25 protein-coding genes and 1 tRNA gene are annotated in these 23,435 nt (G+C 64.2%); 14 read left to right on the forward strand and 12 right to left on the reverse strand.

Annotated features, from left to right (window positions below; translation table 11 throughout):
• The first annotated feature begins 53 nt into the window (after window positions 1–53).
• Window positions 54–1,304: an SRPBCC family protein gene (locus FJW10_RS16145; RefSeq protein WP_140900847.1), complete on the forward strand. Its 1,251-nt coding sequence runs from the start codon at window positions 54–56 to the stop codon at window positions 1,302–1,304.
• 66 nt (window positions 1,305–1,370) lie between these two features.
• Here FJW10_RS16145 and lipB read toward each other — a convergent pair whose 3' ends face one another.
• A complete protein-coding gene (gene lipB / locus FJW10_RS16150) occupies window positions 1,371–2,114 on the reverse strand; it encodes a lipoyl(octanoyl) transferase LipB (RefSeq protein WP_140900848.1) in 744 nt (247 codons plus the stop codon).
• Between the two features lie 290 nt (window positions 2,115–2,404).
• Here lipB and FJW10_RS16155 point away from each other — a divergent pair.
• A tRNA-Leu gene (locus FJW10_RS16155) sits at window positions 2,405–2,489 on the forward strand.
• A 142-nt stretch (window positions 2,490–2,631) separates the two neighbouring features.
• On the opposite strand, the gene sucD is transcribed toward FJW10_RS16155, so the two are convergent.
• The 5 genes from sucD to FJW10_RS16180 form a co-directional block, all read right to left on the reverse strand.
• Entirely contained in the window at window positions 2,632–3,531 is a 900-nt protein-coding gene (sucD, locus tag FJW10_RS16160; protein ID WP_040981997.1) for a succinate--CoA ligase subunit alpha, read from the reverse strand.
• Window positions 3,532–3,544: 13 nt separating this feature from the next.
• Window positions 3,545–4,732, reverse strand: a complete 1,188-nt coding sequence (locus FJW10_RS16165; protein WP_140784725.1) for a malate--CoA ligase subunit beta — start codon at window positions 4,730–4,732, stop codon at window positions 3,545–3,547.
• A gap of 20 nt (window positions 4,733–4,752) precedes the next feature.
• Window positions 4,753–5,715, reverse strand: coding sequence for a CoA ester lyase (locus FJW10_RS16170; RefSeq protein WP_140900849.1), 963 nt, complete (start codon window positions 5,713–5,715; stop codon window positions 4,753–4,755).
• Between the two features lie 10 nt (window positions 5,716–5,725).
• A complete protein-coding gene (locus FJW10_RS16175) occupies window positions 5,726–6,916 on the reverse strand; it encodes an aminotransferase class V-fold PLP-dependent enzyme (protein WP_140900850.1) in 1,191 nt (396 codons plus the stop codon).
• Window positions 6,917–7,051: 135 nt separating this feature from the next.
• On the reverse strand, window positions 7,052–7,723 hold the full coding sequence (locus tag FJW10_RS16180; RefSeq protein ID WP_140900851.1) for a response regulator transcription factor: 672 nt from the start codon (window positions 7,721–7,723) through the stop codon (window positions 7,052–7,054).
• 362 nt (window positions 7,724–8,085) lie between these two features.
• Here FJW10_RS16180 and mgtE point away from each other — a divergent pair, with 362 nt between their 5' ends.
• Window positions 8,086–9,504 carry a magnesium transporter gene (gene mgtE / locus FJW10_RS16185; RefSeq protein WP_140900852.1) on the forward strand — a complete coding sequence of 473 codons (1,419 nt, stop codon included), beginning with the start codon at window positions 8,086–8,088 and terminating at the stop codon, window positions 9,502–9,504.
• 509 nt (window positions 9,505–10,013) lie between these two features.
• Window positions 10,014–10,400, forward strand: coding sequence for a MerR family DNA-binding transcriptional regulator (locus FJW10_RS16190; RefSeq protein ID WP_027168973.1), 387 nt, complete (start codon window positions 10,014–10,016; stop codon window positions 10,398–10,400).
• 6 nt (window positions 10,401–10,406) lie between these two features.
• On the opposite strand, the gene FJW10_RS16195 is transcribed toward FJW10_RS16190, so the two are convergent.
• Together FJW10_RS16195 and FJW10_RS16200 are read right to left on the reverse strand one after the other, a co-directional pair.
• Complete coding sequence (locus tag FJW10_RS16195; protein ID WP_140784730.1) at window positions 10,407–10,886, reverse strand: isoprenylcysteine carboxylmethyltransferase family protein; 480 nt, start codon at window positions 10,884–10,886, stop codon at window positions 10,407–10,409.
• Window positions 10,883–11,884: a DUF1624 domain-containing protein gene (locus FJW10_RS16200; RefSeq protein ID WP_140784731.1), complete on the reverse strand. Its 1,002-nt coding sequence runs from the start codon at window positions 11,882–11,884 to the stop codon at window positions 10,883–10,885. The genes FJW10_RS16195 and FJW10_RS16200 overlap by 4 nt, the downstream gene beginning before the upstream one ends.
• On the opposite strand from FJW10_RS16200, the gene FJW10_RS16205 reads away from it, so the two are divergent.
• Together FJW10_RS16205 and FJW10_RS16210 are read left to right on the forward strand one after the other, a co-directional pair.
• Window positions 11,884–12,087, forward strand: a complete 204-nt coding sequence (locus tag FJW10_RS16205; RefSeq protein ID WP_140784732.1) for a hypothetical protein — start codon at window positions 11,884–11,886, stop codon at window positions 12,085–12,087. The genes FJW10_RS16200 and FJW10_RS16205 overlap by 1 nt on opposite strands.
• Before the next feature lie 26 nt (window positions 12,088–12,113).
• Window positions 12,114–13,313 (forward strand): MFS transporter, encoded by a 1,200-nt coding sequence (locus tag FJW10_RS16210; RefSeq protein WP_140900853.1) that lies wholly within the window; start codon window positions 12,114–12,116, stop codon window positions 13,311–13,313.
• On the opposite strand, the gene FJW10_RS16215 is transcribed toward FJW10_RS16210, so the two are convergent.
• Window positions 13,282–14,472, reverse strand: coding sequence for an aromatic ring-hydroxylating dioxygenase subunit alpha (locus FJW10_RS16215; RefSeq protein WP_140900854.1), 1,191 nt, complete (start codon window positions 14,470–14,472; stop codon window positions 13,282–13,284). The genes FJW10_RS16210 and FJW10_RS16215 overlap by 32 nt on opposite strands.
• A 197-nt stretch (window positions 14,473–14,669) precedes the next feature.
• On the opposite strand from FJW10_RS16215, the gene FJW10_RS16220 reads away from it, so the two are divergent.
• The 3 genes from FJW10_RS16220 (at window position 14,670) to cobO (ending at window position 16,658) form a co-directional block, all read left to right on the forward strand.
• Window positions 14,670–15,356: a gamma-glutamylcyclotransferase gene (locus tag FJW10_RS16220; RefSeq protein WP_140900855.1), complete on the forward strand. Its 687-nt coding sequence runs from the start codon at window positions 14,670–14,672 to the stop codon at window positions 15,354–15,356.
• Window positions 15,357–15,487: 131 nt separating this feature from the next.
• A complete protein-coding gene (cobU, locus tag FJW10_RS16225) occupies window positions 15,488–16,027 on the forward strand; it encodes a bifunctional adenosylcobinamide kinase/adenosylcobinamide-phosphate guanylyltransferase (RefSeq protein ID WP_140900856.1) in 540 nt (179 codons plus the stop codon).
• 1 nt (window position 16,028) lies between these two features.
• Complete coding sequence (gene cobO, locus FJW10_RS16230; RefSeq protein WP_140900857.1) at window positions 16,029–16,658, forward strand: cob(I)yrinic acid a,c-diamide adenosyltransferase; 630 nt, start codon at window positions 16,029–16,031, stop codon at window positions 16,656–16,658.
• Here cobO and cbiB read toward each other — a convergent pair.
• Window positions 16,655–17,662, reverse strand: coding sequence for an adenosylcobinamide-phosphate synthase CbiB (cbiB, locus tag FJW10_RS16235; protein ID WP_140900858.1), 1,008 nt, complete (start codon window positions 17,660–17,662; stop codon window positions 16,655–16,657). The two genes, cobO and cbiB, sit on opposite strands and share 4 nt — an antisense overlap.
• Between cbiB and cobD the strand changes: the two genes are divergently transcribed.
• Both cobD and FJW10_RS16245 read left to right on the forward strand, forming a co-directional pair.
• Window positions 17,661–18,716, forward strand: coding sequence for a threonine-phosphate decarboxylase CobD (cobD, locus tag FJW10_RS16240; RefSeq protein WP_140900859.1), 1,056 nt, complete (start codon window positions 17,661–17,663; stop codon window positions 18,714–18,716). The two genes, cbiB and cobD, sit on opposite strands and share 2 nt — an antisense overlap.
• Window positions 18,713–19,222 (forward strand): tyrosine phosphatase family protein, encoded by a 510-nt coding sequence (locus tag FJW10_RS16245; protein WP_140646654.1) that lies wholly within the window; start codon window positions 18,713–18,715, stop codon window positions 19,220–19,222. The genes cobD and FJW10_RS16245 overlap by 4 nt, the downstream gene beginning before the upstream one ends.
• A gap of 12 nt (window positions 19,223–19,234) precedes the next feature.
• Here FJW10_RS16245 and FJW10_RS16250 read toward each other — a convergent pair whose 3' ends face one another.
• Both FJW10_RS16250 and FJW10_RS16255 read right to left on the reverse strand, forming a co-directional pair.
• Window positions 19,235–20,032: a creatininase family protein gene (locus tag FJW10_RS16250; RefSeq protein WP_140900860.1), complete on the reverse strand. Its 798-nt coding sequence runs from the start codon at window positions 20,030–20,032 to the stop codon at window positions 19,235–19,237.
• Between the two features lie 60 nt (window positions 20,033–20,092).
• Window positions 20,093–20,476, reverse strand: coding sequence for a RidA family protein (locus FJW10_RS16255; RefSeq protein WP_140900861.1), 384 nt, complete (start codon window positions 20,474–20,476; stop codon window positions 20,093–20,095).
• Between the two features lie 253 nt (window positions 20,477–20,729).
• Between FJW10_RS16255 and FJW10_RS16260 the strand changes: the two genes are divergently transcribed.
• From FJW10_RS16260 to FJW10_RS16270, 3 genes are read left to right on the forward strand one after another with little or no spacing between them, the layout of a single operon-like run.
• On the forward strand, window positions 20,730–21,734 hold the full coding sequence (locus tag FJW10_RS16260; protein WP_140900862.1) for an ABC transporter substrate-binding protein: 1,005 nt from the start codon (window positions 20,730–20,732) through the stop codon (window positions 21,732–21,734).
• A 15-nt stretch (window positions 21,735–21,749) separates the two neighbouring features.
• Window positions 21,750–22,571: an ABC transporter ATP-binding protein gene (locus FJW10_RS16265; RefSeq protein ID WP_140900863.1), complete on the forward strand. Its 822-nt coding sequence runs from the start codon at window positions 21,750–21,752 to the stop codon at window positions 22,569–22,571.
• Window positions 22,558–23,409: an ABC transporter permease gene (locus FJW10_RS16270; RefSeq protein ID WP_140900864.1), complete on the forward strand. Its 852-nt coding sequence runs from the start codon at window positions 22,558–22,560 to the stop codon at window positions 23,407–23,409. Before FJW10_RS16265 ends, FJW10_RS16270 begins: the two co-directional genes overlap by 14 nt.
• Window positions 23,410–23,435: the final 26 nt, after the last annotated feature.

Raw genomic sequence — 23,435 nt, forward strand, 5'->3', positions numbered from 1 at the left:
TTTCTTGGCCGCGCCGCCGCTAGGTTGTTCCCTCAAGACAGGGAGCGAATTCGGTGTCGGTCATCGTCACGGTCACCCTCGTGGCCGGCAATCTCGGACTGATCTTTCTTTTGATGACCGTGCCGCTAGGACTGCGCACGGTGACGGTCAGCCGCGTGATCAAGGCCGACCGCGATCGCCTCTGGAAGGCGCTGTGGCCGTTTGGCGGCGACGCCGGATGGTCCGGCGAGATCCTGTCCGCCGGGCCGCTGGACGGCGAGGGGACGGCGCTGATCAAGCTGTCCTGGGAAGGGCGCGACGACCGGCCGATCGAACGCAAGGCTCGGTTCGAGGATGTGAGGGAAGGCAGCCGCTTTTCGATGCGGGTTATCGAGGACACTGCGCTCGATCCGTCGTTCTGGGCAAACTATCGCGAGACCGCCGAACTCCTGCCCGAGGGTGATGCGACGCGGGTCACGCTTACTCAAACCGATCGCTACCGCGGCGTCGCGTTCCTGGTCTTCCGTTTCTTCGCCATGCGCCGCGAGCTCGGCAAGCTGGACGTCTGGGCGGCTACCGGCACGTATCGCAAGGGCGGCTGGTTCGAGCATCCGCTGAGCCAGATCGGCTTTGCCGTGCTTTCGGCCCTGATCCTGTGGCCGTTCTTCGGCCTCAATATCGGCGGCCTGGCCCTTGCCGCGATCCTGACCTCGGTGGTCGCCCTGCACGAGCTCGGCCACATGGCGGCCTTCCGGCTGACGGGGCATCGCCGGGCACGGATGATCTTCATTCCGCTGCTTGGCGGCATCGCCATCGGCGGCAGGCCCTATGACAGCCGCTTCGAGGTCGCTTTCGTGGCGCTTATGGGCGCAGGCTTCTCCGCTTTCCTGGTGCCCGTGCTGATCGCCGCCAGCGGCTTCGCCAACGGCGAGGGACATCGGCTTGTCGCCATGCTCCTGGCAACGCTCGCCGGCTGTGCATCGCTGTTCAACATCGCCAATCTGGTGCCGGTGTGGAAATTCGACGGCGGCCAGGTGCTGCGCCAGATCTGCCCGGGGCCGGCAGCACTCGCGCTGGCGTCCTTCCTGCTGCTCTCGGCGCTTCTGGCGCTCGGCTGGCGGGCCGGTTTTTCGCCGAGCTTCCTGCTGATCGCCGGCGCGGTGTTCGCGATCCTCAGCCTGATCACCGTGGGCAGCGGCGTGAAGCCCCGACACGAGCTGAAGCCGATCAAGACCTTCGACCGGCTGGCCATGGCCGGCGCGCTGCTCGCCGTCTTTGTCATCCATGGCTACGGGATGCTGTGGGCATCCGCGCAGCTGATGTAGAGCATGTTGATATTCAGATGAGTCCGGCCTGACCTGAATCTCAACACACTCCAGGCGGAGCGACGTTCAGCCGGCCTTGCGAGCAGGCTCGGCGACCGAAACTGCGGCAGGCCCGAACACATCCTCGAAGGCGGATTTCAGCGCCAGATCGAGATCTGCCATGGTGACGGGCAGGCCGAGATCGACAAGGCTGGTCACGCCGTGGTCCGAAACGCCGCAGGGCACGATGCCGCTGAAATGGCCGAGTTCCGGTTCGACATTGATGGCGATGCCGTGGAAGCTCACCCAGCGCCGCAGCCGGATGCCTATTGCCGCGATCTTGTCCTCGGCGGGTGAGCCGTCCTGCAGGGCAGGGCGATCCGGCCGCACCACCCAGACGCCGACGCGGTCCTCGCGCCGCTCGCCGCGCACGTTGAAGGCGGCAAGCGTGGAGATGATCCATTGCTCGAGCGCGGCGACGAAAGCGCGGACGTCCTCGCGCCGGCGTTTCAGGTCGAGCATGACATAGGCCACGCGCTGGCCGGGGCCGTGATAGGTGTATTCGCCGCCGCGGCCCGCGGCAAAGACCGGGAACCGGTCGGGGTCGATAAGATCCTCGATGCGGGCGCTGGTGCCGGCGGTGTAGAGCGGCGGATGCTCGACCAGCCAGACCATTTCGCCTGCCGCGCCGCTGCGGATCGCTTCGGCGCGAGCCTCCATGAAGGCGAGCGCGTCGGGATAAGCGGTCAGGCCGGACTCTATCACCCATTCGACCGGCGCCGAGCCGGGCAGGGGCAGGAACGACGTGGCGATCTGGCTGCGTTCTGTCATGGCATGATCGGTTCTAGCTCATGCATGTCATCCCAAAACCGCTTTGCACTTTTGGGCGACATGCATTTCCCTTCATATGGCGGCAAACGGCCGAAACGTCCAGTTCGGCAGCCTCATTGCGCGGTTGCAAGGCATTATGCCAGCCACTTTGTCCGATGCATGTCGTGCGCCCAAAACCGCTGCGCGCTTTTGGGCGACATGCATGAGCGAATATTCCGCCCAGCGCACTTGTTTCGCCGGAAACGATTTGCTACAGGCCCCGAGCCGGACGGTTCCGGCTCCTACCACGTGCGGTCGTGGCGGAATTGGTAGACGCGCAGCGTTGAGGTCGCTGTGGGGCAACCCGTGGAAGTTCGAGTCTTCTCGACCGCACCAAAATCTCCCCAAAAGCCAATGGAATCCGGCGCTGGCAGGCGACTGTCGTGCGTCTTGCTCGCCAAACGAAAGCGGCGGCGGGTCATGAAGACCGCCGCCGCCTGGAATTCCCAACCAATCCAAGGCCATCAGGCTGGACCGATCAAGCCGCCTTCTTCGTCCGCGCCAGCGTATCGGCCACCACTTCGCCGAAGGAGGCGGGGGTCGGCACGATGACGACGCCGGCTTCCTTCAGGATCTCGACCTTTTCCTGCGCCGACTCGCCGAAGGCGGAGATGATCGCGCCGGCATGGCCCATGCGCCTTCCCTTCGGTGCGGAAAGCCCGGCGATGTAGGCGATCAGGGGCTTGCGCATATTGTCGCGCGCCCAGATCGCGGCTTCGGCTTCCTGCGGGCCGCCGATCTCGCCGATCATCACCACGGCGTCGGTGTCGTCGTCCCGCTCGAAGAGTTGCAGGATATCCTTGAAGGACGAGCCGTTGATGGGATCGCCGCCGATGCCGACGCTGGTCGATACGCCGATGCCGAGCGCCTTCATCTGCGAGGCCGCCTCGTAACCCAACGTGCCGGAGCGGCCGACGATGCCGACGCGTCCGGGCAGATAGATGCTGCCCGGCATGATGCCCATCAGCGCCTGTCCGGGGGTGATGACGCCGGCGCAGTTGGGGCCGACCAGCCGCATGCGGTCCTCGAAGCGGTAGCGGCGCATGTAGCGCTTGACCCGCATCATGTCCTGCGAGGGGATGCCGTCGGTGATGCAGACGCAGAGTTTTATCCCGGCGTCCGCCGCCTCCATGATCGAATCGGCGGCGAAGGGCGGCGGCACGAAGACGATGCTCGCCTCGGCGCGGGTCTCGCGCACCGCGCCTTTGACGGTGTTGAAGACAGGCAGGCCGAGATGCGTCTGGCCGCCCTTGCCGGGGGTGACGCCGCCGACCAGCTTGGTGCCGTAGCGCTTCATGTCATCGGCATGGAAGCTGCCGATCTTGCCGGTGAACCCTTGCACGATGACGCGCGTGCTGCGGTTGAGCAGGATTGCCATTTCTCGACCTCCCTCAGGCTGCTTTTTTGTTCTTGGTGGCTTCGCGCCAGGCCGCGACGGCCTTTTCGGCGGCTTCGGCCAGTGTGTCGGCGACGATCACCGCCTCGCCGGAATCGGCTAGGATCTTGCGCCCCTCCTCGACCTTGGTCCCGGAAAGGCGCACCACCAGCGGCACATCGACGCCGACCTCGCGGATCGCCTTGATGACGCCTTCGGCCACCCAGTCGCAGCGGTTGATGCCGGCGAAGATGTTGACTAGGATGGCCTCGACATTCTTGTCGCCGAGCACCGCGCGGAAGGATTTCGCCACCCGCTCCGGCGAGGCGCCGCCGCCGATGTCGAGGAAGTTGGCCGGCTCGCCTCCGGCGATCTTGATCATGTCCATCGTCGCCATGGCGAGGCCGGCGCCGTTGATGATGCAGCCGATATTGCCGTCCAAGCCCACATAGGAGAGGCCGCGGTCGCTGGCGAAGGTCTCGCGCGGGTCTTCCTGGCTCTTGTCGCGCAGCTCGGAGATTTCCGGGCGGCGAAACAGCGCGTTCTCGTCGAAGGACATCTTGGCGTCGAGCGCGACGAGGCTGCCGTCGCGCGTCACCACCAGCGGATTGATCTCCAGCATCGTGGCATCGTAGTCGCGGAACACCCGGTAGCAGCCGAGGATGGTTTCGGTCGCCTTGCCGATCAGATTGTCCTCGAGCCCGAGGCCGAAGGCGATCTCGCGCGCCTGGAAGCGCTGCATGCCGACGCCCGGATCGACGGTGGCGCGGATGATCGAATCCGGCGCCGTCTCGGCGATCTCCTCGATCTCCATGCCGCCGGCCGCCGACGCCACGATCATGACGCGCTCTTCCTTGCGGTCGAGCACGAAGCCGAGATAGAGCTCCTGCGCGATATCGACGGCTTCCTCGAGATAGAGGCGCGAGATCAGCTTGCCGCGCGGGCCGGTCTGCTGGGTCACCAGTTTGCGCCCGAGCATGGCTTCGGCCGCATTGGAGATTTCCTCGTCGTTCGAGCAGAGCTTGATGCCGCCGGCCTTGCCGCGCGCGCCGGAATGGACCTGCGCCTTCAGCACCCATTTCGCGCCGCCGATCTCCCTGGCACGGTAGGTCGCCTGTTCGGGGCTATAAGCGAGGCCGCCGCGCGGCACATGCACGCCGTGGCGGGCAAGCAGTTCCTTGGCCTGGTATTCGTGGATGTCCATCTTGTCCTCCCGGTATTTTTCTATTGCGCGGCAGCGTGCTGCTGACCGGCGCGCTCGATCGCCTCGTTGACCACCAGCACGTTGCGCGCCATACGCTCCGACGCCGCGTCGATCATCTTGCCGTCGAGGGCGGCGGCGCCCTTGCCGAGCGCTTCCGCTTCCTTCAGCACTTCGAGGATGCGGCGGGCACGCGTGACTTCCTTTTCCGGCGGCGAGAACACGTCGTTGGCCAGGGCGATCTGCGAGGGATGGATCGCCCATTTACCCTCGATGCCGAGTGCTGCGGCGCGCCGGGCGGCGGCCTTGTAGCCTTCGGGGTCGGAGAAATCGCCGAACGGCCCGTCGATGGCGCGCAGGCCATAGGCGCGGCAGGCGACCGTCATGCGCGACAGCGCGAAATGCCACTGGTCGCCGGGATAGTCGGGGTTGAGCCCGCCGATGTTGACGGTGCGCGCCTTGTTCGAGGCGGCATAGTCGGCGACGCCGAAATGCATCGCTTCCAGCCGGCCGGGCGTGGCGGCGATCGCCTCGACATTGGCCATGCCGAGCGCCGTCTCGATCAGCGCTTCGAGGCCGACGCGGGTCTTGAAGCCCTTGGCCATCTCGATCTGGTTGACCATGGCCTCGACCATATAGAGGTCGGCCGGCACGCCGACCTTAGGCACCAGGATGGTGTCCAGCCGGTCGCCGGCCTGTTCCATGACGTCGACGACGTCGCGGTACATGTAATGGGTGTCGAGGCCGTTGATGCGCACCGAGACGGTCTTGCCCTTGGCGCGCCAGTCGATGTCGTTGAGCGCCTGGATGATGTTCTTGCGGGCGCGCTCCTTGTCGGGTGGCGCGACCGCATCCTCGATATCGAGGAAGACGAAGTCGGCGGCGCTGTTCGCCGCCTTGTCGATCATCTCCGGGCTCGAACCCGGGACGGCGAGCTCGCTGCGCTGGAGTCTCAGCTTTTTCAGATGGTTGATGGTGTGGCTCATGGTGCGCTCCTCACGCCGCCTTGGCGACAGGGACGCCGGCCGTGCGGCGGAAGTGCTCGATCGCCGCGGCCACGCCCGAGCCGGGCGCGAGGCGCACGCCGCAATCGAGCAGCGCCATTTCGGCCGCCGACAGCGAGGCGCAGACCATCACCTCGTTCAGCCAGCCGAGATGGCCGATGCGGAAGACTTTTCCGAACACCTTGTTCAAGCCGCCGCCGAGCGACGTCTGGTAGGCCTGGTAGGCGCGCTTGACGACATCGCCGCTGTCGATGCCTTCCGGCACCATAATGGCGCTGACCGTGTCGGAATGCCATTTCGGCGCCTTGGCGCAGAGCTTCAGGCCCCAGGCGTCGACCGCCTTGCGCACGCCTTCGGCAAGGCGATGGTGCCGGGCGAAGATGTTGTCGAGCCCCTCCTCCTCGATCAGGTCGAGCGAGGCGCGCAGGCCGCGCAGCAACTGAGTCGCCGGTGTGTAGGGGAAATAGCCGGCATCGTTGGCGCGGATCATGTCCTCGAAGGAGAAGAAGCAGCGCCGGTGCGTCGAAAGGCGCGAGGCGGCCAGCGCCTTCTTGCTGACCGACAGGAAACCGAGGCCGGCCGGCAGCATGAAACCTTTCTGCGAGCCGCTGACGGCGCAGTCGACGCCCCATTCCTCCTGGCGGAAGTCGATCGAGCCGATCGAGGAAACACCGTCGACGAAAAGAAGAGCAGGGTGGTTCGCGGCTTCGAGCGCGGCGCGGCAGCCGGCGACGTCGCTGGTGACGCCCGTCGCGGTCTCGTTCTGCGTGCAGAAGACCGCCTTGATAAGGTGCGCCTTGTCGGCCTTCAGCCGCTCCGCATAGATTTCGAGCGGAACACCGGTGCCCCATTCGCAGTCGATGATTTCGACCTCGAAGCCGAGGCGCTCGGCCATGTCGACCCACAGATGCGAGAACTGGCCGAAGCGCGACATCAGCACTTTGTCGCCGGGGCTGAGCACGTTGGTCATTGCCGCTTCCCAGGCGCCGGTGCCGGAGGAGGGGTAGATGAAGACGCGGCCGGTCTCGTTCTTGAAGACCTTCTTGATGTCCTCGAACAGCGGCAAGGTCAGGTCGGGGAAGGAGGCGGCGCGCATATCCTCCATCGGCAGGTTCATGGCCTGCCGGACCTGCTCGGGAATGTTGGTGGGCCCCGGGATGAAAAGATGCGTGAACCCAGCCATGCGCGAAACTCCTCCGATCGTTTGGGATTGTGGAGGCAGTTTCGTTTCGATGAGGCCTTGCAACAACACCTTGCCGGGTAAGTTGTTGGCCCTTGCGGGTGGGTTGGTCCTACCCGATTGGCCTACCCGGGCGGCCTAACCGAAAGGCGGTTTGGACGTGCGGCGTTTCTCGCTGGAATAGAGCGCGACGGCCATGGCGCGGTTGCGCACGTCCAGCTTGTCGTAGAGATTCTTCAGGTGATACTTCACCGTGTTCTCGGAAATCCCGGTCCGCGTCGCGATCTGCAGGTTGGTCCAGCCGTCGGAAAGCACCGCCAGCAATTCCCGCTCGCGCACGGTGAGCCGCGACAATGGCGTGTCGTTGACCTTGTTGATGTCGATATAGGGGATGCAGATGCGGCCATGCGCGACCGCAAGGATGGTCTCGAAGATCACTGGCGGATCGTCGAACTGGAAGCAGTAGCCCTGCGCGCCAAGACGTACGCATTGCTTCAGGATGCCGATATCGTGGTCGTTGGAAAAGATCGTGATGCGCACGCTAAGCTCGCGGCTCTGGATTTCCGTAAGGACGTCGGCTCCATCCATATCGGCGAGCTTCCAGCCGACGACGGCGACATCGAATTTCGTGGCGGCGGCCAGTTCCAGGAATTGCGCGCCGCTGTACACGGCATCGAGCAAATCGAAACGCCCGTCGCATTCCAGCATTTCGCGCAGCGCCGAAACAACGAACGGATTGCGCTCGGCAACGACCACGCGAACGCGCCGCTCGGTATTTCCTTGGTTCGTCTTTGCGGACTTGATGTTCAAGGGCAGCGTTTGTCCTCGGACTGTTTAGCGATGCGCTGATCCTGCTGGATCATGCATCATGACAATTCTGCCTCAATGGGGCAGAGGTGCTCTTTCCCCAGCGACATGCGCTGTCGCGTCGGCTGAAGCGATTGTCGCGCCTGCGGCGCGGGTGCCGTATGCTGCTCCTGTGGGATGCGCGTCGAAGACAACCGCCACATTTCCTTGGCTATTCCGTGCGCTAGAGCGACATCTTTCCAAGACGAATCCTATTGCCGCGCTATCTGCCCCACAGGGTTTGGATTTCCCGAGAAAAGCGGTTTCCACTTTTCGGGATCATGCACTAGACCTCACTTCGGGATTCCTCGTTGCGGGAGGCGCTGGTGGAAGGGCAGGACAGACAGACGACCGGCGCCGCGCCCGCCGAGGAGCATCATGCCGACATCTATGGCGAGGACGGCGCCGTGCGCGCCTCCTTCCTTGTCAAGATCGGCGCGGCGATCGCCGACCGCGACACGATCACCCTCAAGCGCGAAGTCGACGATCTGCACCAGTCGGAGCTCGGCGATGTGCTGGAGGCGCTTCACCCCGAACAGCGCCGAGCGCTGGTCGAGCTGCTCGGCTCCGATTTCGATTTCTCCGCGCTGACCGAGGTCGATGAGGCGATCCGCCTCGACATCGTCGACAACCTGCCCAACGCGCAGATCGCGCAAGCGGTGCAGGAGCTCGATTCCGACGACGCCGTCTACATCCTCGAGGACCTCGAGAAGGAAGACCAGGACGAGATCCTGTCGCAGCTGCCTTTCACCGAACGCATCAGGCTGCGGCGCGCGCTCGACTATCCGGAAGAGACCGCCGGCCGGCGCATGCAGACCGAGTTTGTCGCCGTGCCGCCGTTCTGGACGATCGGCCAGACCATCGACTACATGCGCGAGGACAAGAACCTGCCCGAGCGCTTCAGCCAGATCTTCGTCATCGACCCGAGCTTCAAGCTGCTCGGCGCCATCGACCTCGACCAGATCCTGCGCGCCAGGCGCGCGGTCAAGGTCGAGGAGGTCATGCATGAGACCCTGCATGCGATCCCGGCCACGATGGACCAGGAAGAGGCGGCACGGGAGTTCGAACAATACAACCTGCTTTCCGCCGCCGTGGTCGACGAGAACGGGCGGCTGGTCGGCGTGCTGACCATCGACGACGTGGTCGACGTCATCCAGGAGGAGGCGGAAGAGGACCTTCTGCGCATGGGCGGCGTCGGCGACGAGGAACTGTCCGACACGGTGCTCGCCACGTCGCGCTCGCGCGTGCCCTGGCTGCTGGTCAACCTTGTGACCGCCTTCCTCGCCGCTTCGGTGATCGGCCTGTTCGATCGCACGATCGAGCATATCGTGGCGTTGGCGGTGCTGATGCCGATCGTCGCCGGCATGGGCGGCAATGCCGGTTCGCAGACCATGACGGTGACCGTGCGCGCGCTGGCGACCAGGGACCTCGATATCTACAACGCGGCGCGCATCATCCGGCGCGAGGTCGGCGTCGGCTTCATCAACGGCATGGTGTTCGCGGTGCTTATCGGCATGGTCGCCGGTTTCTGGTTCCGCGACCCCAATCTGGGCGGCATCATCGCGGCGGCGATGATCATCAACATGTTTGCCGCCGCACTGGCCGGGATCCTCATCCCGCTGGTGCTCGACCGCTTCAAGATCGATCCGGCGGTGGCCTCCGCGGTCTTCGTCACCACGGTCACCGACTGTGTCGGTTTTTTCGCGTTCCTGGGGCTGGCGACGTGGTGGTTTAGGGTGCCCTAAATCAATGGGCGCGGTAGTGGGTCGGGCTTAGAACCCGTATCGGACCAGCGCATTGGGGAGCAGTGTTATGCAACAGATGGTAGGCCAAAATGGGTTTCTCACCAACCTGTTTGGATTCAGTACCATCATACCCATAATCCTTTTTCTTATCTTTATCAGTCGAATAGTTCTCAAAGACTGGCATCTCATGGATAGGCAAGGACGGTATCTTAGCTACTTCTTCATTCACCGGAAAAGAGATGTAAAAGTCTTGATCGCTCTGTGGGTTGTTGGCTTATGTAGCCTTCTCACAACTGCGTTCCTATCAACGCTTTAGCCCGAGAGGCACGCGCCGCCGACCAACTCGGTAAATTCAAACTGACCCACTACCATGGGCGCACGTTAATTGACTTTTACGTAAATGCCGTGCGAGGTTGCCCCGGGGTCACGTGCCGATTCCGGCGCGGGATGGGTCTGATCGGAGGGAAGGGCGACGCTCCAAGCGGCGATGCCCGGGCTTGGGAGCAGGAATGCGGGAATATTATACGATCACCGAGCTGACACGCGAGTTCGACGTGTCGACGCGGACGTTGCGTTTTTACGAGGACGAAGGGCTGGTGCAGCCTGTAAGGCGCGGCCGCACGCGGCTGTTCCGGCCGTCCGACCGGCACCTGATTCGCCAGATCATGCGCGGAAAAAGGCTCGGCTTCTCGATCAACGAGATCCGCGAGATCATCCAGATGTACAAGGAGCCGCCCGGTGAGGTCGGCCAGCTCAAGCTGATGATCAAGCGCATCGAAGAGAAACGCGAGGACCTGCGCCAGAAGCGGCGCGACCTGGAGGAGACGCTGGCCGAGCTGGACCAGGCTGAAGAGTCCTGCGTGGAGCGGCTGGCTGAGCTGGGTGTGAATACCTAAACCCGCTCAGATCCAGCGGCGTACCCTTTTTGCGTAGTCGCGGTATTTCTTGCCGAACTTCGCCGCCAGGATCTTTTCTTCCTTCTCGATCGCCAGCTTCTGCGTCGCGAAGGCGGCGAGAAAGGCAAAGATCAGGAACCAGGCGATGCCGGTGATGAAGGCGACGCCGATCAGCAGCAGCGTGTTGGCGAGATACATCGGGTTGCGGGTGATGCCGAAGGGGCCGGACGTCACCAGGTGGTCCGGCTCGGCATTGGGGTCGAGCGTCGTCTTGGCCTTGAACATGGCGCGGATGGCCGTGATCCACAGCATGGCGACGCCGAACAGCGCCACCCAGCCGACGCCGAACAGGAGATCGCCGAAGATGTCGCCGATCCAAGGCAGCGGGTAGAGCATGCCGAGTGCGACGCTGAGCGCGATCGCCACGACATAGATCACCGGCGGCCAGGGAATGATCCCGTGTCTGGATTTTACGATGCCCGTCATTGCTGCCCTCCCTCCATCTGGTCCTCCGTCGCGGCGGTGCAGGTTTCCGCCAGGTCGGCCAGGTGCGATTTCCAGACGCTGGACTGGTCGTTGGCGTAGAGCTTGTCGAGAGACCCTTCGCCCTTCAGCGTGTCCAGCATGCAGCCACAATAGCTCGTACAGAACTTGCTGTCCCGCTGCTGTTCGCATTGTGCCTGGCAAGCCGGCAGGAAGCCCGCTTCCTTATCCTGAGGGGCGGCGGGCATGACTTGCGAGAACAGCCATACCGAGCCGAACAGAAGCGGCTGGTGGATCAGGTAGAAGGCAAGGCTGTGCCTGCCGATGAAGGTCAGCGGGTTCGACCAGCGGCCGGGCGCCCATGTTCCCAAGCGGGCGAGCAAGCCCGACGCCGAAGCGAGCTTCACCGTGGCCACGCCCGCAAGCACCGCGCCAAACCATGGGAAAAGCGGCACATAGTCGTTGGAACGCGGGTTGCTGGCGGAAAGGCCCACCCACCACAGCGCCGGATGGTCGAACAGCTCCGAGCGCAGATAGTAGGGGGCTGCAATGACAGCGGCGGCGATGATGGCCGTCAGCAGCCAGGGCAGCCTGAGAAAGGCAAGGCCGAGCAGGCTCGCCAGCGCGATCTCGTGCAAGATGCCGAAGAAGATGAATCCGTCCGGGGTGACGAAATAAGTGACCGTCGAAATGGCGATCGCCGCCGCGGCAACCATGGCAAAACGCTTCCAGAAGCCTGGCCAGCGGATCTGACGGCCATGGGCGAGGAAGAGGCTGACCCCGACCAGGAACAGGAAGGTCGAGGCAATGCAGCGCGCGTAGAATTTCCACCAGCCGAAGGCGGTGAGGGCTGGCGTGGTGTAGCCGAAATTTTCGAGGTCCCAGGTGAAGTGGTAGCTCGCCATCGCGATCAACGCGATGCCGCGCAGGATGTCGATCGCCTGGATGCGGCCGTGCTTGGGGGGATCCTGAACGGGTTCGCCGGTCGTTTGAACGCTCATTGATCTCGCAATCCGATTCAGTCCTGCCGAACGACTATCACGGTTCAAGCCGACGACAGAAGCAGGTGGCCATCAATGCGTTTCATGGCAGCCATGAAATTTCGCTTTATGCCAGCGCCGGAAAGCCTTTGGCAGGCTTCGCTTTTCGGCCTCTGGGGGTCGGTTTCCTGCTACAGGCCGGCAACTGGCCCGGCCAGATTTGAGGGGTGATTCACGTCCCGGAGGGCCGATGTCCACCCATGTGCGCCATCCGATCTGGCTTCCGGCCTTGCGGCCGGCGGATGCGCGTACCTTCGCTTCGCTCTATGCGATGGAATCCTTCGCTCGCGCCACCGTCTCCAGCGTGATCCCGATCCAAGCCTACGAGATCCTGCACAATGAGCGGACCGTCTCGATGCTCTACACCATCGTGTCGTTGATGGGCCTTTCGGTCACGCTGTTCATGCCGATGCTGATCCGCCGCTTCGCGCGGCGCTGGGTCTACACGGCCGGCTGCGTGCTGCTGGCGATCGGCTCCGCCTTCTTCGTCACCCACACGTTGCCCGGACAGATCGTCGGCATGCTCTGCCGCGTCATGGGGGCGAGCGCGCTGTCGATCACGCTCAACCTCTACATCATGGACCACATCCGCAAGACCGACTTCATGCAGGCGGAATCGCTGCGCATGGCCTGGTCGATGTTTGCCTGGACGGGCGGGCCGACGCTGGGGATATTCCTCTACACCCATTTCGGCATCTATGCCGCGCATGGCGCGGTCGTGATTTTTGCGTTCGCGCTGCTTTGCCTGTTCTGGTTCTACCGGTTGACCGACAACCGATCGATCCGGCCCGGCAAGTCGCGCCCTGCCAATCCGCTTGCCAATATCGGCCGCTTCGTGAAGCAGCCGAGGCTCAGGCTCGCCTGGCTGATCGCCTTCGGCCGCTCCTGCTTCTGGACGACGTTCTTCGTCTACGGTCCGCTGTTCATGGTGATCACCGGCCAGGGCGAACTCGCCGGCGGCCTGCTGGTTTCGGCCGGCAACGCGCTTCTGTTCGTGGCGATCTTCTGGGGCAGGGCCGGCAAGCGCTTCGGCGGAAGACGGGTCATGACCTTCGCCTATTTCGCCATGGCCGCCATGCTGTTTGCGGCAGGCGGCGTCGGCGAGGCCGCACCGCTGCTCACGGCCGCGCTGCTGCTGGGTGGCGCGCTCTTCACCATCGCGCTCGACGCGCTGGGCTCGACCGCCTTCATGCGCTCGGTGCGCACCTATGAAAGAGCGCAGATGGCGGCGGTCTACCGCACCTATCTCGACTTCTCCGAACTGACGCCGCCGCTGGTCTATTCCGTGGTGCTCGCCTTCTTCGGCCTCGGCTCGGTGTTCGTCACGCTCGGCATCCTGGCCGCCTTCTGCGGCTTCGTCACCTGGCGCTATCTGCCGAAGGCGTTTTGAACGCCGCGTGACAGCCGCGCACCCAGCCGTGGAAGCGGTGCAGGTCGTATTCTTCCGGCATCAGCACGCCGGCCCCGTGGCGCATCGAGCGCAGGCCTTTCTGGTTGATCTCGCAGATCGCGGCGTCTTCCTCCAGCACCTGGGTGCCGAAGGCGACGATGTTGTCGATATCGGACTTTCCCAGCGCATCCGGCGCGAACAGCCATTCGGCGGCGAGCTCGGTCTGCTCGGGACCGAGCGGGGAGAGCCGCACGGTGCGCATGTAGTCGACATGGCCGACGATGAACATCGAGGGCAGCGAGGTGGCGTAGGTCTGGCCGGCGGCGCGCTCGGCCGGGGTCAGGCCGGAAAAGATCGGGCCATGTGCATGGCCGTCCTTAGACCAGGTTTCGGCGCCGGCGCGCAGCCGGCCGGAGAATTCCGGATCGTCATTGTCGGCGTTGCGCGCCCATTCGGGATCGTCATGCCTCGCCATCAGGCCGCGGCCGTAGATCGGCACCAGCCGCGACAGGTCCTTATGGACGCCCGGGCAGTGCAGGCATTCGTTGAAATTCTCCCAGAAGATCTTCCAGTTGCAGTTCATCACCTTGGTCAGCCGGTGGCCGGTGACGAGCGTTTCCAGCGGCCAGTTGGAAAGGTCGGCGGAGGCACGATCGAAGGAGGTTTCCGCCGAGCCCTCGGGCTCCTCGGCGAGGTTGATGAAGACGAAGCCGCGCCAGAGCGAGAGCGCCACGCGGTAGAGCGGATAATCGGCCTTGTCGAAGCCGTCGGGCAAAGATTTCGACGGCACGCGCACGAGATCGCCGCGCGGCGAATAGGACCAGGCGTGGTAGGGGCAGGTCAGCAGCCTGGCCTTCAGCCGCCCGGCGCTTTCCTGGCAAAGCTGCGAGCCGCGATGCCGGCAGGTGTTGTGGAAGGCGCGCAAGGCACCGGTCTCGTCGCGCAGGACGACGATCTCCTGGCTGCCGATACCGAAGGTTCGGAAGGCGAGGGGCTCCGCCAGATCGGCCTCACGGCAGACCATCAGCCAGCTCCGGTACCAGATGGCGCCCAGATCGCGCCGGTAGGCGTCGGCGTCCCAATAGGCCGCCGACGGCAAGGTCGGCTGCAGGCTGGTCAGGCCGTTGTAAGGGTCGCGCTCGCTCGGATTGGGCTGCATCGGCTTCTCCCTGCCAGAGCAGCCCAGCGCTCAATGGGATCGCTGACCTGCTCTAACTCTTTGTTTTTACGCAATTCCGGACGGTTACGCATTTTTCCAGGAATTGCTCTGATGCCAGCCGACACCCGGGCAAAGCTGTTGTCAATTGCCGGCTCCGCGCATTGTGGCGGCCACGGGAGGACCTTAAGGTCGAACGCATGCTGCCAAGAACCATGTCGCTTACCGAGGAACTGGTCGCCCGTTGCTTTCGCACGGTCGAGGATGCGGGACCGGATCCCGATGCCGCGCATCTGGATGACGCCGACTATGACGCAATGGCGCGCATGCTGGAGGCTCAGCTTCCAGCCACCGAACCGCTCTGGCTGTTTGGCTATGGCTCGCTGATCTGGAAGCCCGAGATCGAGCATGTCGAGGAGCGGGTGGCCCTGCTGCGCGGCTGGCACAGGTCCTTTTGCATGAACATGACGCGCTGGCGGGGGACCAAGGCAAGTCCGGGCCTGATGATGGCGCTGGACCGCGGCGGGCAGTGCAAGGGCGTCGCCTTTCGGCTCGGCGACGGCGACAGGCGAGAGCAACTCGACAAGATCCTGCGGCGCGAGGTGACGCTGAAGCCGACCAGCTACCATCCGCGCCTGCTCAATATGACGGGCGATGGCGGCGCGCTGCGGGCGCTGGCCTTCGTCATCAACCGCCAGGGCACCACCTATGCCGGCCCGTTAAGCGAGGAGGCGGTTGTCGAAAGGCTGGCGACCTCCTGCGGTCATTGGGGCTCGGGTGCCGACTATCTCTACAACACGGTGAAGAATCTCGAGCAGCGCGGCATCCACGATGCGCATCTGTGGCGGTTGCAGCAGCTCGTCGCGGCGCGGATCGCCGCCTCGTAGCACCCGGGACCTGTGCCGCAATCGCGCCGGGCGGTGGCGGAATTTGGTTTGCCGGCCGGAGGGCTTGTGCCTAAAGTCGCGCCGTCGGCCTGATGGCGGCGACAATATTCATCCAACGGTGAAGGCAGGGAATGACCGGCGCGACAGCCGCGAGCGCAGCCTCCAATCGGAAACTGACTTTCGTCCTCGGTGGCGCGCGCTCGGGGAAGAGTTCGCATGCCGAAAGTCTGACGACGGCCTTTTCGTCACCCTGGGCTTACATAGCCACGGCACAGGCTTATGACGACGAGATGCGCGAGCGCATCGCGCTGCATCGGTCGCGGCGCGGTGAAGGCTGGGTCACTGTCGACGCGCCGCTCGAACTGGTCGGCGCAATCGAAGCCGTGCCGGACCACCAGCCGGTGCTGATCGATTGCCTGACGCTGTGGCTCACCAATCACATGCTGGCTGAACATGATGTCGAGGCCGACTGCCAGCGGCTGGCGGATATGCTGTCGCGGCCGCGCGGGCCGTGGTTCGTGGTCTCGAACGAAGTCGGACTGGGCATCGTGCCCGACAATGCGCTGGCGCGCCGGTTCCGCGATGCCGCCGGCCGGCTCAACCAGCAGGTCGCGGCGGTAGCCGACAGCGTTCTCATGATGGTGGCGGGGCTGCCGCTCAAGGTGAAATGACATGGCCGAAATCGAAGACAAGACAATTAACGACAGGGACGCCGAGCGCCACCGCGCCAAGATGGCCAAGCGCAAGGCGGTGCAGGATGCCGAGGTGGCCGGCAAGACGATCGAGAAAGGGCTGCTGATCGTCAACACAGGCCCGGGCAAGGGCAAGACCACGGCGGCCTTCGGTTTGGCGCTGAGGATGCTGGGCTATGGCAAGCGCGTCGGCGTCGTCCAGTTCATCAAGGGCAAATGGCATACCGGCGAGAAGGACGCTTTCGCCGCGTTCGGAAACCGCGTCGTCTGGCACGCGATGGGCGAGGGCTTCACCTGGGAGACGCAGGACCTCAAGCGCGACATCGCCGCCGCCGAAGCCGCCTGGGCCAAGGCGCTGGAACTGATGGCCGATCCGTCGATCAGCCTTGTGGTGCTCGACGAACTCAACATCGCGTTGCGCTACGACTATCTCGACCTGGAGAAAGTGGTCGCGGCGCTGAAGGCGCGGCGGGGCGATCTGCACGTCATCATTACTGGCCGCAACGCCAAGCCGCTGCTTGTCGAGGCGGCCGATCTCGTCACTGAAATGGGGCTGACGAAGCACCATTTCTCGGCGGGCGTGAAAGCCCAGCAGGGAATCGAGTTCTAAAGTGCGCTGGCGCCCTGACCACTGATCTGGATGGTCAGATAGATCACAACCGCCGACAGGGTCGCGAACAGCCCGAGCAGCAGCCAGTCGGCCACGCGATAGAGCTTCAGCGCCTGGCGGATGTCGGTGCTTTCGGCCTCGCGACGGCCGCCTTCGCCCATGAAGGCGTCCTCGACGACCTCGCCGCCATAGCTGCGCGGTCCGGCGAGGGACAGCCCGAGCGCGCCGGCCATCGCCGCCTCCGGCCAGCCGGCATTGGGCGAGCGATGTTTCCTGGCGTCGCGGCGCATCACCTGCCAGGCGCCGCGCGGGTCGGCGCCAGGGACAAGAAAGGCCGCCAGCACGATGAGCAGGCCGGTGAGCCGCGATGCGGGCAGGTTGACCAGATCGTCGAAGCGGGCGGCGGCCCGGCCGAAGGCCTCATATTGCGGCGTTCGGTGGCCGATCATCGAATCGGCGGTGTTGGCCGCCTTGTAGGCCGCACCGCCGCCAAGGCCGCCGATGCCGGTCCAGAAGGCAGGTGCGACGATGCCATCGGAGAAATTCTCGGCCAGGCTTTCGATTGCTGCGCGCGCGACGCCCGCTTTGTCGAGTTTTTCGGGATCGCGGCCGACGATGCGCGAGACGGCGATGCGGCCGAGCGTCAGGCCGCCGGTCTCCAGCGCGTCGGCGACCTCCTCGACATGCTCGGCGAGGCTTTTCTGCGACAGCAGCGACGAGCCGAGGATCGCGGCAATGACGAGGCCCGTGGGAAACATCATCCAGAGCAGGACATGCAGCGCCAGGCCGATCAGGCCGGGCACCAGCAAAATGACGAGCAAGGCCTGGACGCCGCGGCGGCGACGCAATTCGTCGGAATCCGTCGCGCGGTTGAGCCGGCGATCGAGAAAGGATATCAGCCTGCCGATCCAGGTTACCGGGTGGCCGATGGCGTTGAACAGCCAGTCCGGGTAGCCGAGGGTACGTTCGACGGCGAGTGACAGGAAAGCGATCAGGATTGACATGAAGCTTCTAAGCGGAGCGATTGCAGCGGTTGATCATGGCGGCAGCCTTGGCCGCGCAAGCGCGCTTTTTCCTCATGCGCCAAAACCTTTCGTGGACCTCTCGACGGGTATCAATCCGCACTCCTATCCGCTTTTCGATCTGCCCGCCACCGCCCTATCCCGATTGCCGGAGGCAGGACAACTGCGTGAATTGGCCGAAATTGCGGCTTCGGCCTATGGCGCGCCGTCAGCGGCACATGTGGCGGCGGCGCCCGGCACGCAGATTTTGCTGCCGCGCGTCGCTTCGCTGGTGCGACCCGGCAAGGCGCTGGTGCTCGGCCCGACCTATGCAGAACACGCCCGGGCCGCGGCCATCGCCGGCCATGCGGTTGCCGAGGTCGGCGATTTCGACGCGCTGGGCGAGGCGGACCTGGCGGTGCTGGTCAATCCCAATAATCCTGACGGGCGGGTGATCGAAAAGGCCCGCCTGCTCGACCTTGCCGCGCGGCTTCGCGCCAAGGGCGGGCTGCTCGTCGTCGACGAAGCTTTCATGGATGTCGGCCCGATCGAGCAAAGCCTGGCCGGCGATGTCGGGCTGGGCGGTATCGTCGTGCTGCGCTCGTTCGGCAAGTTCTTCGGCCTCGCCGGTGTGAGGCTCGGCTTCGCGGTGGCGGATCAACTGACGGCCGAGCGGCTGGATGCGCAGCTGGGGCCCTGGGCTGTGGCCGCTCCGGCGCTCGAATATGGCATCCGCGCGCTGTCGGATGCGGGATGGCAACAGGACATGCGGATACGTCTCGCCTCCGACGCCAAACGACTCGACGCGCTGCTTGGAAAGTCCGGTGTGCCAATCTCCGGCGGCACCTCACTGTTCCGCTATGTGTCTTTCAACGATGCGCCAAGCCTGTTTTCGGCGCTCGGCGAGCGTGGCGTGCTGGTCCGTCACTTCGCTGAACGGCCTCAGGTTCTGCGCATCGGACTGCCGGGCAGCGAGGCGGAATGGCAGCGCCTCGAAAGCGCCCTTGCCACGTGGGCCGCGCGGCGCAAGGATGCGCCGAAGGAGTTCGGACAATGATCCACGTCTGTTCGCTGTCGAAGGTCGACGAGACCGTGGCAAGGACCGGTGCGCAGCGGTTGTTGTCGCTGCTCGCCGCCGGCACCGAAGTGCTCCGCCCGGCCTCGATCCCGGCGGAAAACCACCTGCATCTCGTCATGCACGACATCGCCGTCGCGCAGGAAGGCATGACGATGCCCGGCGAGGAGCATGTGCGGGCCTTGCTCGATTTCGCCTATCGCTGGGACCGGGCAAAGCCGCTGGTGGTGCACTGCTATGCCGGCGTCAGCCGCTCGACGGCATCGGCCTACATCATCGCGGCGGCGCTTTCGCCCAAGCGCGACGAGATGGAACTTGCCCGGACGCTGCGTTTCCTCTCGCCGACGGCGACGCCCAATCCAAGGCTGATCGCCGTTGCCGACATGCTGCTTCAGCGCGACGGTCGCATGATCGCGGCGATCGAGGCGATCGGGCGCGGCGCCGATGCGTTCGAGGGGATACCCTTCGAACTAACAATTGAAAGTTGAGCCGCGTTTTATCTACGACAGCCAGTCTGCAAGCTTTGCCTTACGGACATCCCTGACCAGGTTGACAAAGCCGTCGGCTTGCATTTCCGCGGTCAGGCGGCCCTTCTCGGCCGTGGCGATCGAGGCATCGCCGACCACGCCGTTCGGGTTGAGGTCGCTTGCGATCCAGGCGAAGGCGTGCGTTCCGGTGTGGCGCAGCAGGGCGAATTCCTTTTCGGCGCGGGCGACATTGGAGACGAAATTATCCGCCTTGGCCATGTCGACGAGATCAGGGCGGAAGTGCAGCATCAGCGAGGTCTCGACATCGCCGCCATGGATGCCGTGACGGTCCTCGATCTCGGTGTACATGCCGGCCGGGCGGCCGAAACGCTGCCAGCTCGTCTTCACCGACAGCATTTTGGCGCGCACGCGCAATTCGCGCGAAACGATGCCCATGATCTCCTCATTGCCGCCATGCGAATTGACGATGATCAGTTTCCTCACCCCGGCGCGGGCGACCGACAGGCCAAGCTCGGTCCAGGCATCGACCAAAGTGGTGGCCGGCAAGGTGAGCGTTCCCGGCGCGCGCAAGTGCTCGTTCGACTTGCCGACCGCCTGCACCGGCAGGATGCGGATGTCGAGATCGTCGGGCAGGCGCGCGATCATCGTCTCCAGCATGCCGACCATGATCGAGGTGTCGGTCGAGACCGGCAGATGCGGGCCGTGCTGCTCGATCGCCGCCACGGGCAACACCGCGATGGTCGCTTCGGCGTCGATCGAGGCATATTCGGTCGTCCGGTAATCGCCCCACCACACACGTCTTGTCGTCACTTTTCGTCTCCCGATTGGTCTGCTGTCCGGCTGAGGTCTAAAGACTATCCCCGGCAACAGCTAGCCTGCTGCCAAAACTTCGACCTCGACCTTGAATTCCGGACGCGCGAAGCCGGAAACGATCATCAGCGTCGAGGCCGGCGCCGGGTCCGAAAACAAGCGGTTGCGGACATCCATATAGGCCCGCAAGTGTGCGCGATCGGTGACGAAGGCGTTGATGCGAACGGTGTCGTTCAAGGTCAGCCCGGCTTCGCTCAGAATCGCGGCGATATTCTTGAAGCAGAGCTCGGCCTGGGCACCGGCGTCTTCGGGAACATGGTCGTCAGCCCCGATGCCCAGCTGTCCGGAGCACAGCACCAGCCGTTTTCCGGCGGGTATCTCAACGCCGTGGCTGTAGCGGGCGAAGGGCGGCTTGATCGTCTTGGGGGCGAGGTATTTCAGCATGGCATTCTCCTGTGCGCCCGCAGACTAAGGCTCGATTCATGAAACCTTCAAGATGCGGTGCATGCCGCCAGGGCGATTATGGACAGGCGTTCAAAAAATAGGCACGATGCCTCGCGTACAGCATGACCCTTCCGGTCTCGGCAATGACTGCCGCGCAAGCGGGCGGCCCGGGCGGTGGCATGTGTCTTGCTTCTTGAACCAATGGTGTCGAGCCCAGCGCGTTGCGCGCCGGAGCCAAGAGAGGGTGAGTTTTATGATCGGAAATGGGAAGGTCCTGGCGGGCTCGATCGCCTTGCTGGTGGCGGGCACGCTGAGCGCGGCCGCGAACGAGAAGGTGACGTTCGGCACCAACTGGCTGGCCGAACCGGAGCATGGCGGCTACTACCAGGCCGTTGCCGACGGCACCTATGCCGCCTGCGGCCTCGACGTCACCATCATGCAGGGCGGCCCGCAGGTCAGCGGCCGGCCGATGCTGCTTGCCGGCAAGATCGATTTCTATATGGGCGGCAATCTGCTTTCGGCCTTCGACTCGGTGCAGCAGGGTATTCCGATGCGTGTCGTCGCGTCCGACTTCCAGAAGGATCCGCAGGTCATCATGTCCCAGCCGGGGCAGGGGCTCGACAAGTGGGAGGATCTGAAGAACGCCGACCAGTACATCATGGGCGACGAGGGTGCGCAGACCTTCTTCCAGTGGATGGTTACCGATCTCGGCTTCGATGCCGCCAAGCGCGTGCCCTATACGTTCAATCCGGCGCCCTTCATCGCCAACAAGAAGTCGATCCAGCAGGGCTATGTGACGTCCGAGCCGTTCGCCGTGCAGAAGGCGGGCGGCTTCACGCCGAACCAGTTCCTGCTCGCCGACTATGGCTGGGATACGTATTCGACCACCATCGAGGTGATGCAGGATACGATCGACAAGCGGCCGGAGGTTGTGCAGTGCTTCGTCGATGGCTCGGCCAAGGGGTGGTATAAATACCTCTACGGTGACAACAAGGCCGCCAACGACATGATCAAGAAGGACAATCCGGACATGACGGACGAGCAGATCGCCTTCTCGATCGAGCAGATGAAGAAGTTCGGCGTCGTCGATTCCGGCGATTCGGAAAAGCTCGGCATCGGCACGATGAACGAAGCCCGCATCCAGAGCTTCTACGACAAGATGGTCAAGGCCAAGGTCGCGCAGCCGGGTATCGACATCAAGAAGGCCTATACGCTGGCCTTCATCAACAAGGGTGTCGGGCTGGAGCTGAAGAAGTAAGGCGGCCTGCCTGAGATGATCCAGGAGAAAGTGGCTGAGACGTCGGCGGCATCGGGAGAGACCCCGATGCTGCTATCGCTGCGCAATGTCGGCAAGGTCTTTTCCAACGGCGTGACGGCGCTGAGCAAGGTCGACCTCACGATCCGCGAGGGCGATTTCCTGAGCCTGCTCGGCCCTTCGGGCTGCGGCAAGTCGACGGCGCTCAGGCTGATCGCCGGCCTGTCGACGCCGACCTCCGGCCAACTCGACTGGCGCGGCTCGATCGACCGCTCGAACACCGGCTTCGTCTTCCAGGAGCCGACGCTGTTGCCCTGGGCCAGCGTCTTCGACAATGTCTGGCTGCCGCTCAGGCTGAAGGGCGTGTCGCGCGCCAAGGCGGAGCCGACGGTGATGGAGATGCTGTCGCGCGTCCATCTCACCGGCTTCGAGAACGCCGTGCCGCGTGAGCTTTCGGGCGGCATGAAGATGCGCGTCTCGATCGCGCGGGCCATGGTGACCAAGCCGCGCATCCTTCTGATGGACGAGCCCTTCGCCGCGCTCGACGAGATCACCCGCTTCAAGCTCAACAACGACCTTCTGGAGCTTTGGCAGGACGAGCGCTTCACCGTGGTCTTCGTCACCCACAGCGTGTTCGAAAGCGTGTTCCTGTCCAGCCGCGTCGTCGTCATGGCCGCGCGTCCGGGCCGCGTCCATGGCGAGTTCGCCGTCGATGCGCCTTATCCGCGTGACGAAGCGTTCCGCACCTCGCCGGACTATGCCGCGCTTTGCCGGCAGGCCTCGGACGTGCTGGTCGACGCCATCAACTCAACCGCCGGACCGCGCCATGACGACCCTTGAAGACGCCACGTTGAAGCTCGATCCCGAAGAGGCGCGCCGCGCCCGCCAGGAGCGGCTGGAGCGCATCGGCAGATGGGTGCTGCCGCTGGCGATCATGGTGCTGGCGATCGCGTTGTGGGACCGCGTCTGCGTCTGGAACGAGATCCCGCAATATATCCTGCCGCGGCCGGGAATGGTCCTGCAGACGCTACACAACGACGCGGGGCTATTGTTCTCGTCGCTCTTGGTGACGCTCAGGATCACCTTCCTCAGCTTGGCTCTCGCCGTGATCGGCGGCGTCGGGCTGGCGGTGCTGTTCGCGCAATCGAAATGGGTGGAGATGTCGTTCTTCCCCTTCGCCATCGTGCTGCAGGTGACGCCGATCGTCGCCATCTTTCCGCTGATCAACATCTACGTGAACAACCAGACCGTCAAACTGCTGCTCTGCGCCTGGATCGTCGCCTTCTTCCCGATCCTGTCGAACACCACGCTCGGCCTGAATTCGGTCGACCGCAATCTGCGCGACCTGTTCAAGCTCAACGGTGCGACGCGCTGGCAGCAATTGCGCTATCTGCGCCTGCCGGCGGCGATGCCCTATTTCCTCGGCGGGCTGAAGATCGCCGGCGGCCTGTCGCTGATCGGCGCGGTGGTGGCCGAATTCGTCGCCGGCGCGCAGGGGCAGTCGTCCGGGCTTGCATCGCGCATCATCGAGGCCGGCTATCGGCTCAACGCGCCCCGCCTGTTTGCAGCACTCATCCTGATCTCGCTGACCGGCATATTGATCTTCCTGGTGCTGTCGCTGGTGTCGCATCTCATCCTGCGCCGCTGGCACGAGAGCGCGCTGAAGCAGGAGCGCTAGGGTGGTTCGTCTCGTCACCCAAGGGA

Source organism: Mesorhizobium sp. B4-1-1 (assembly GCF_006439375.1).
Classification (GTDB): Bacteria; Pseudomonadota; Alphaproteobacteria; order Rhizobiales; family Rhizobiaceae; genus Mesorhizobium.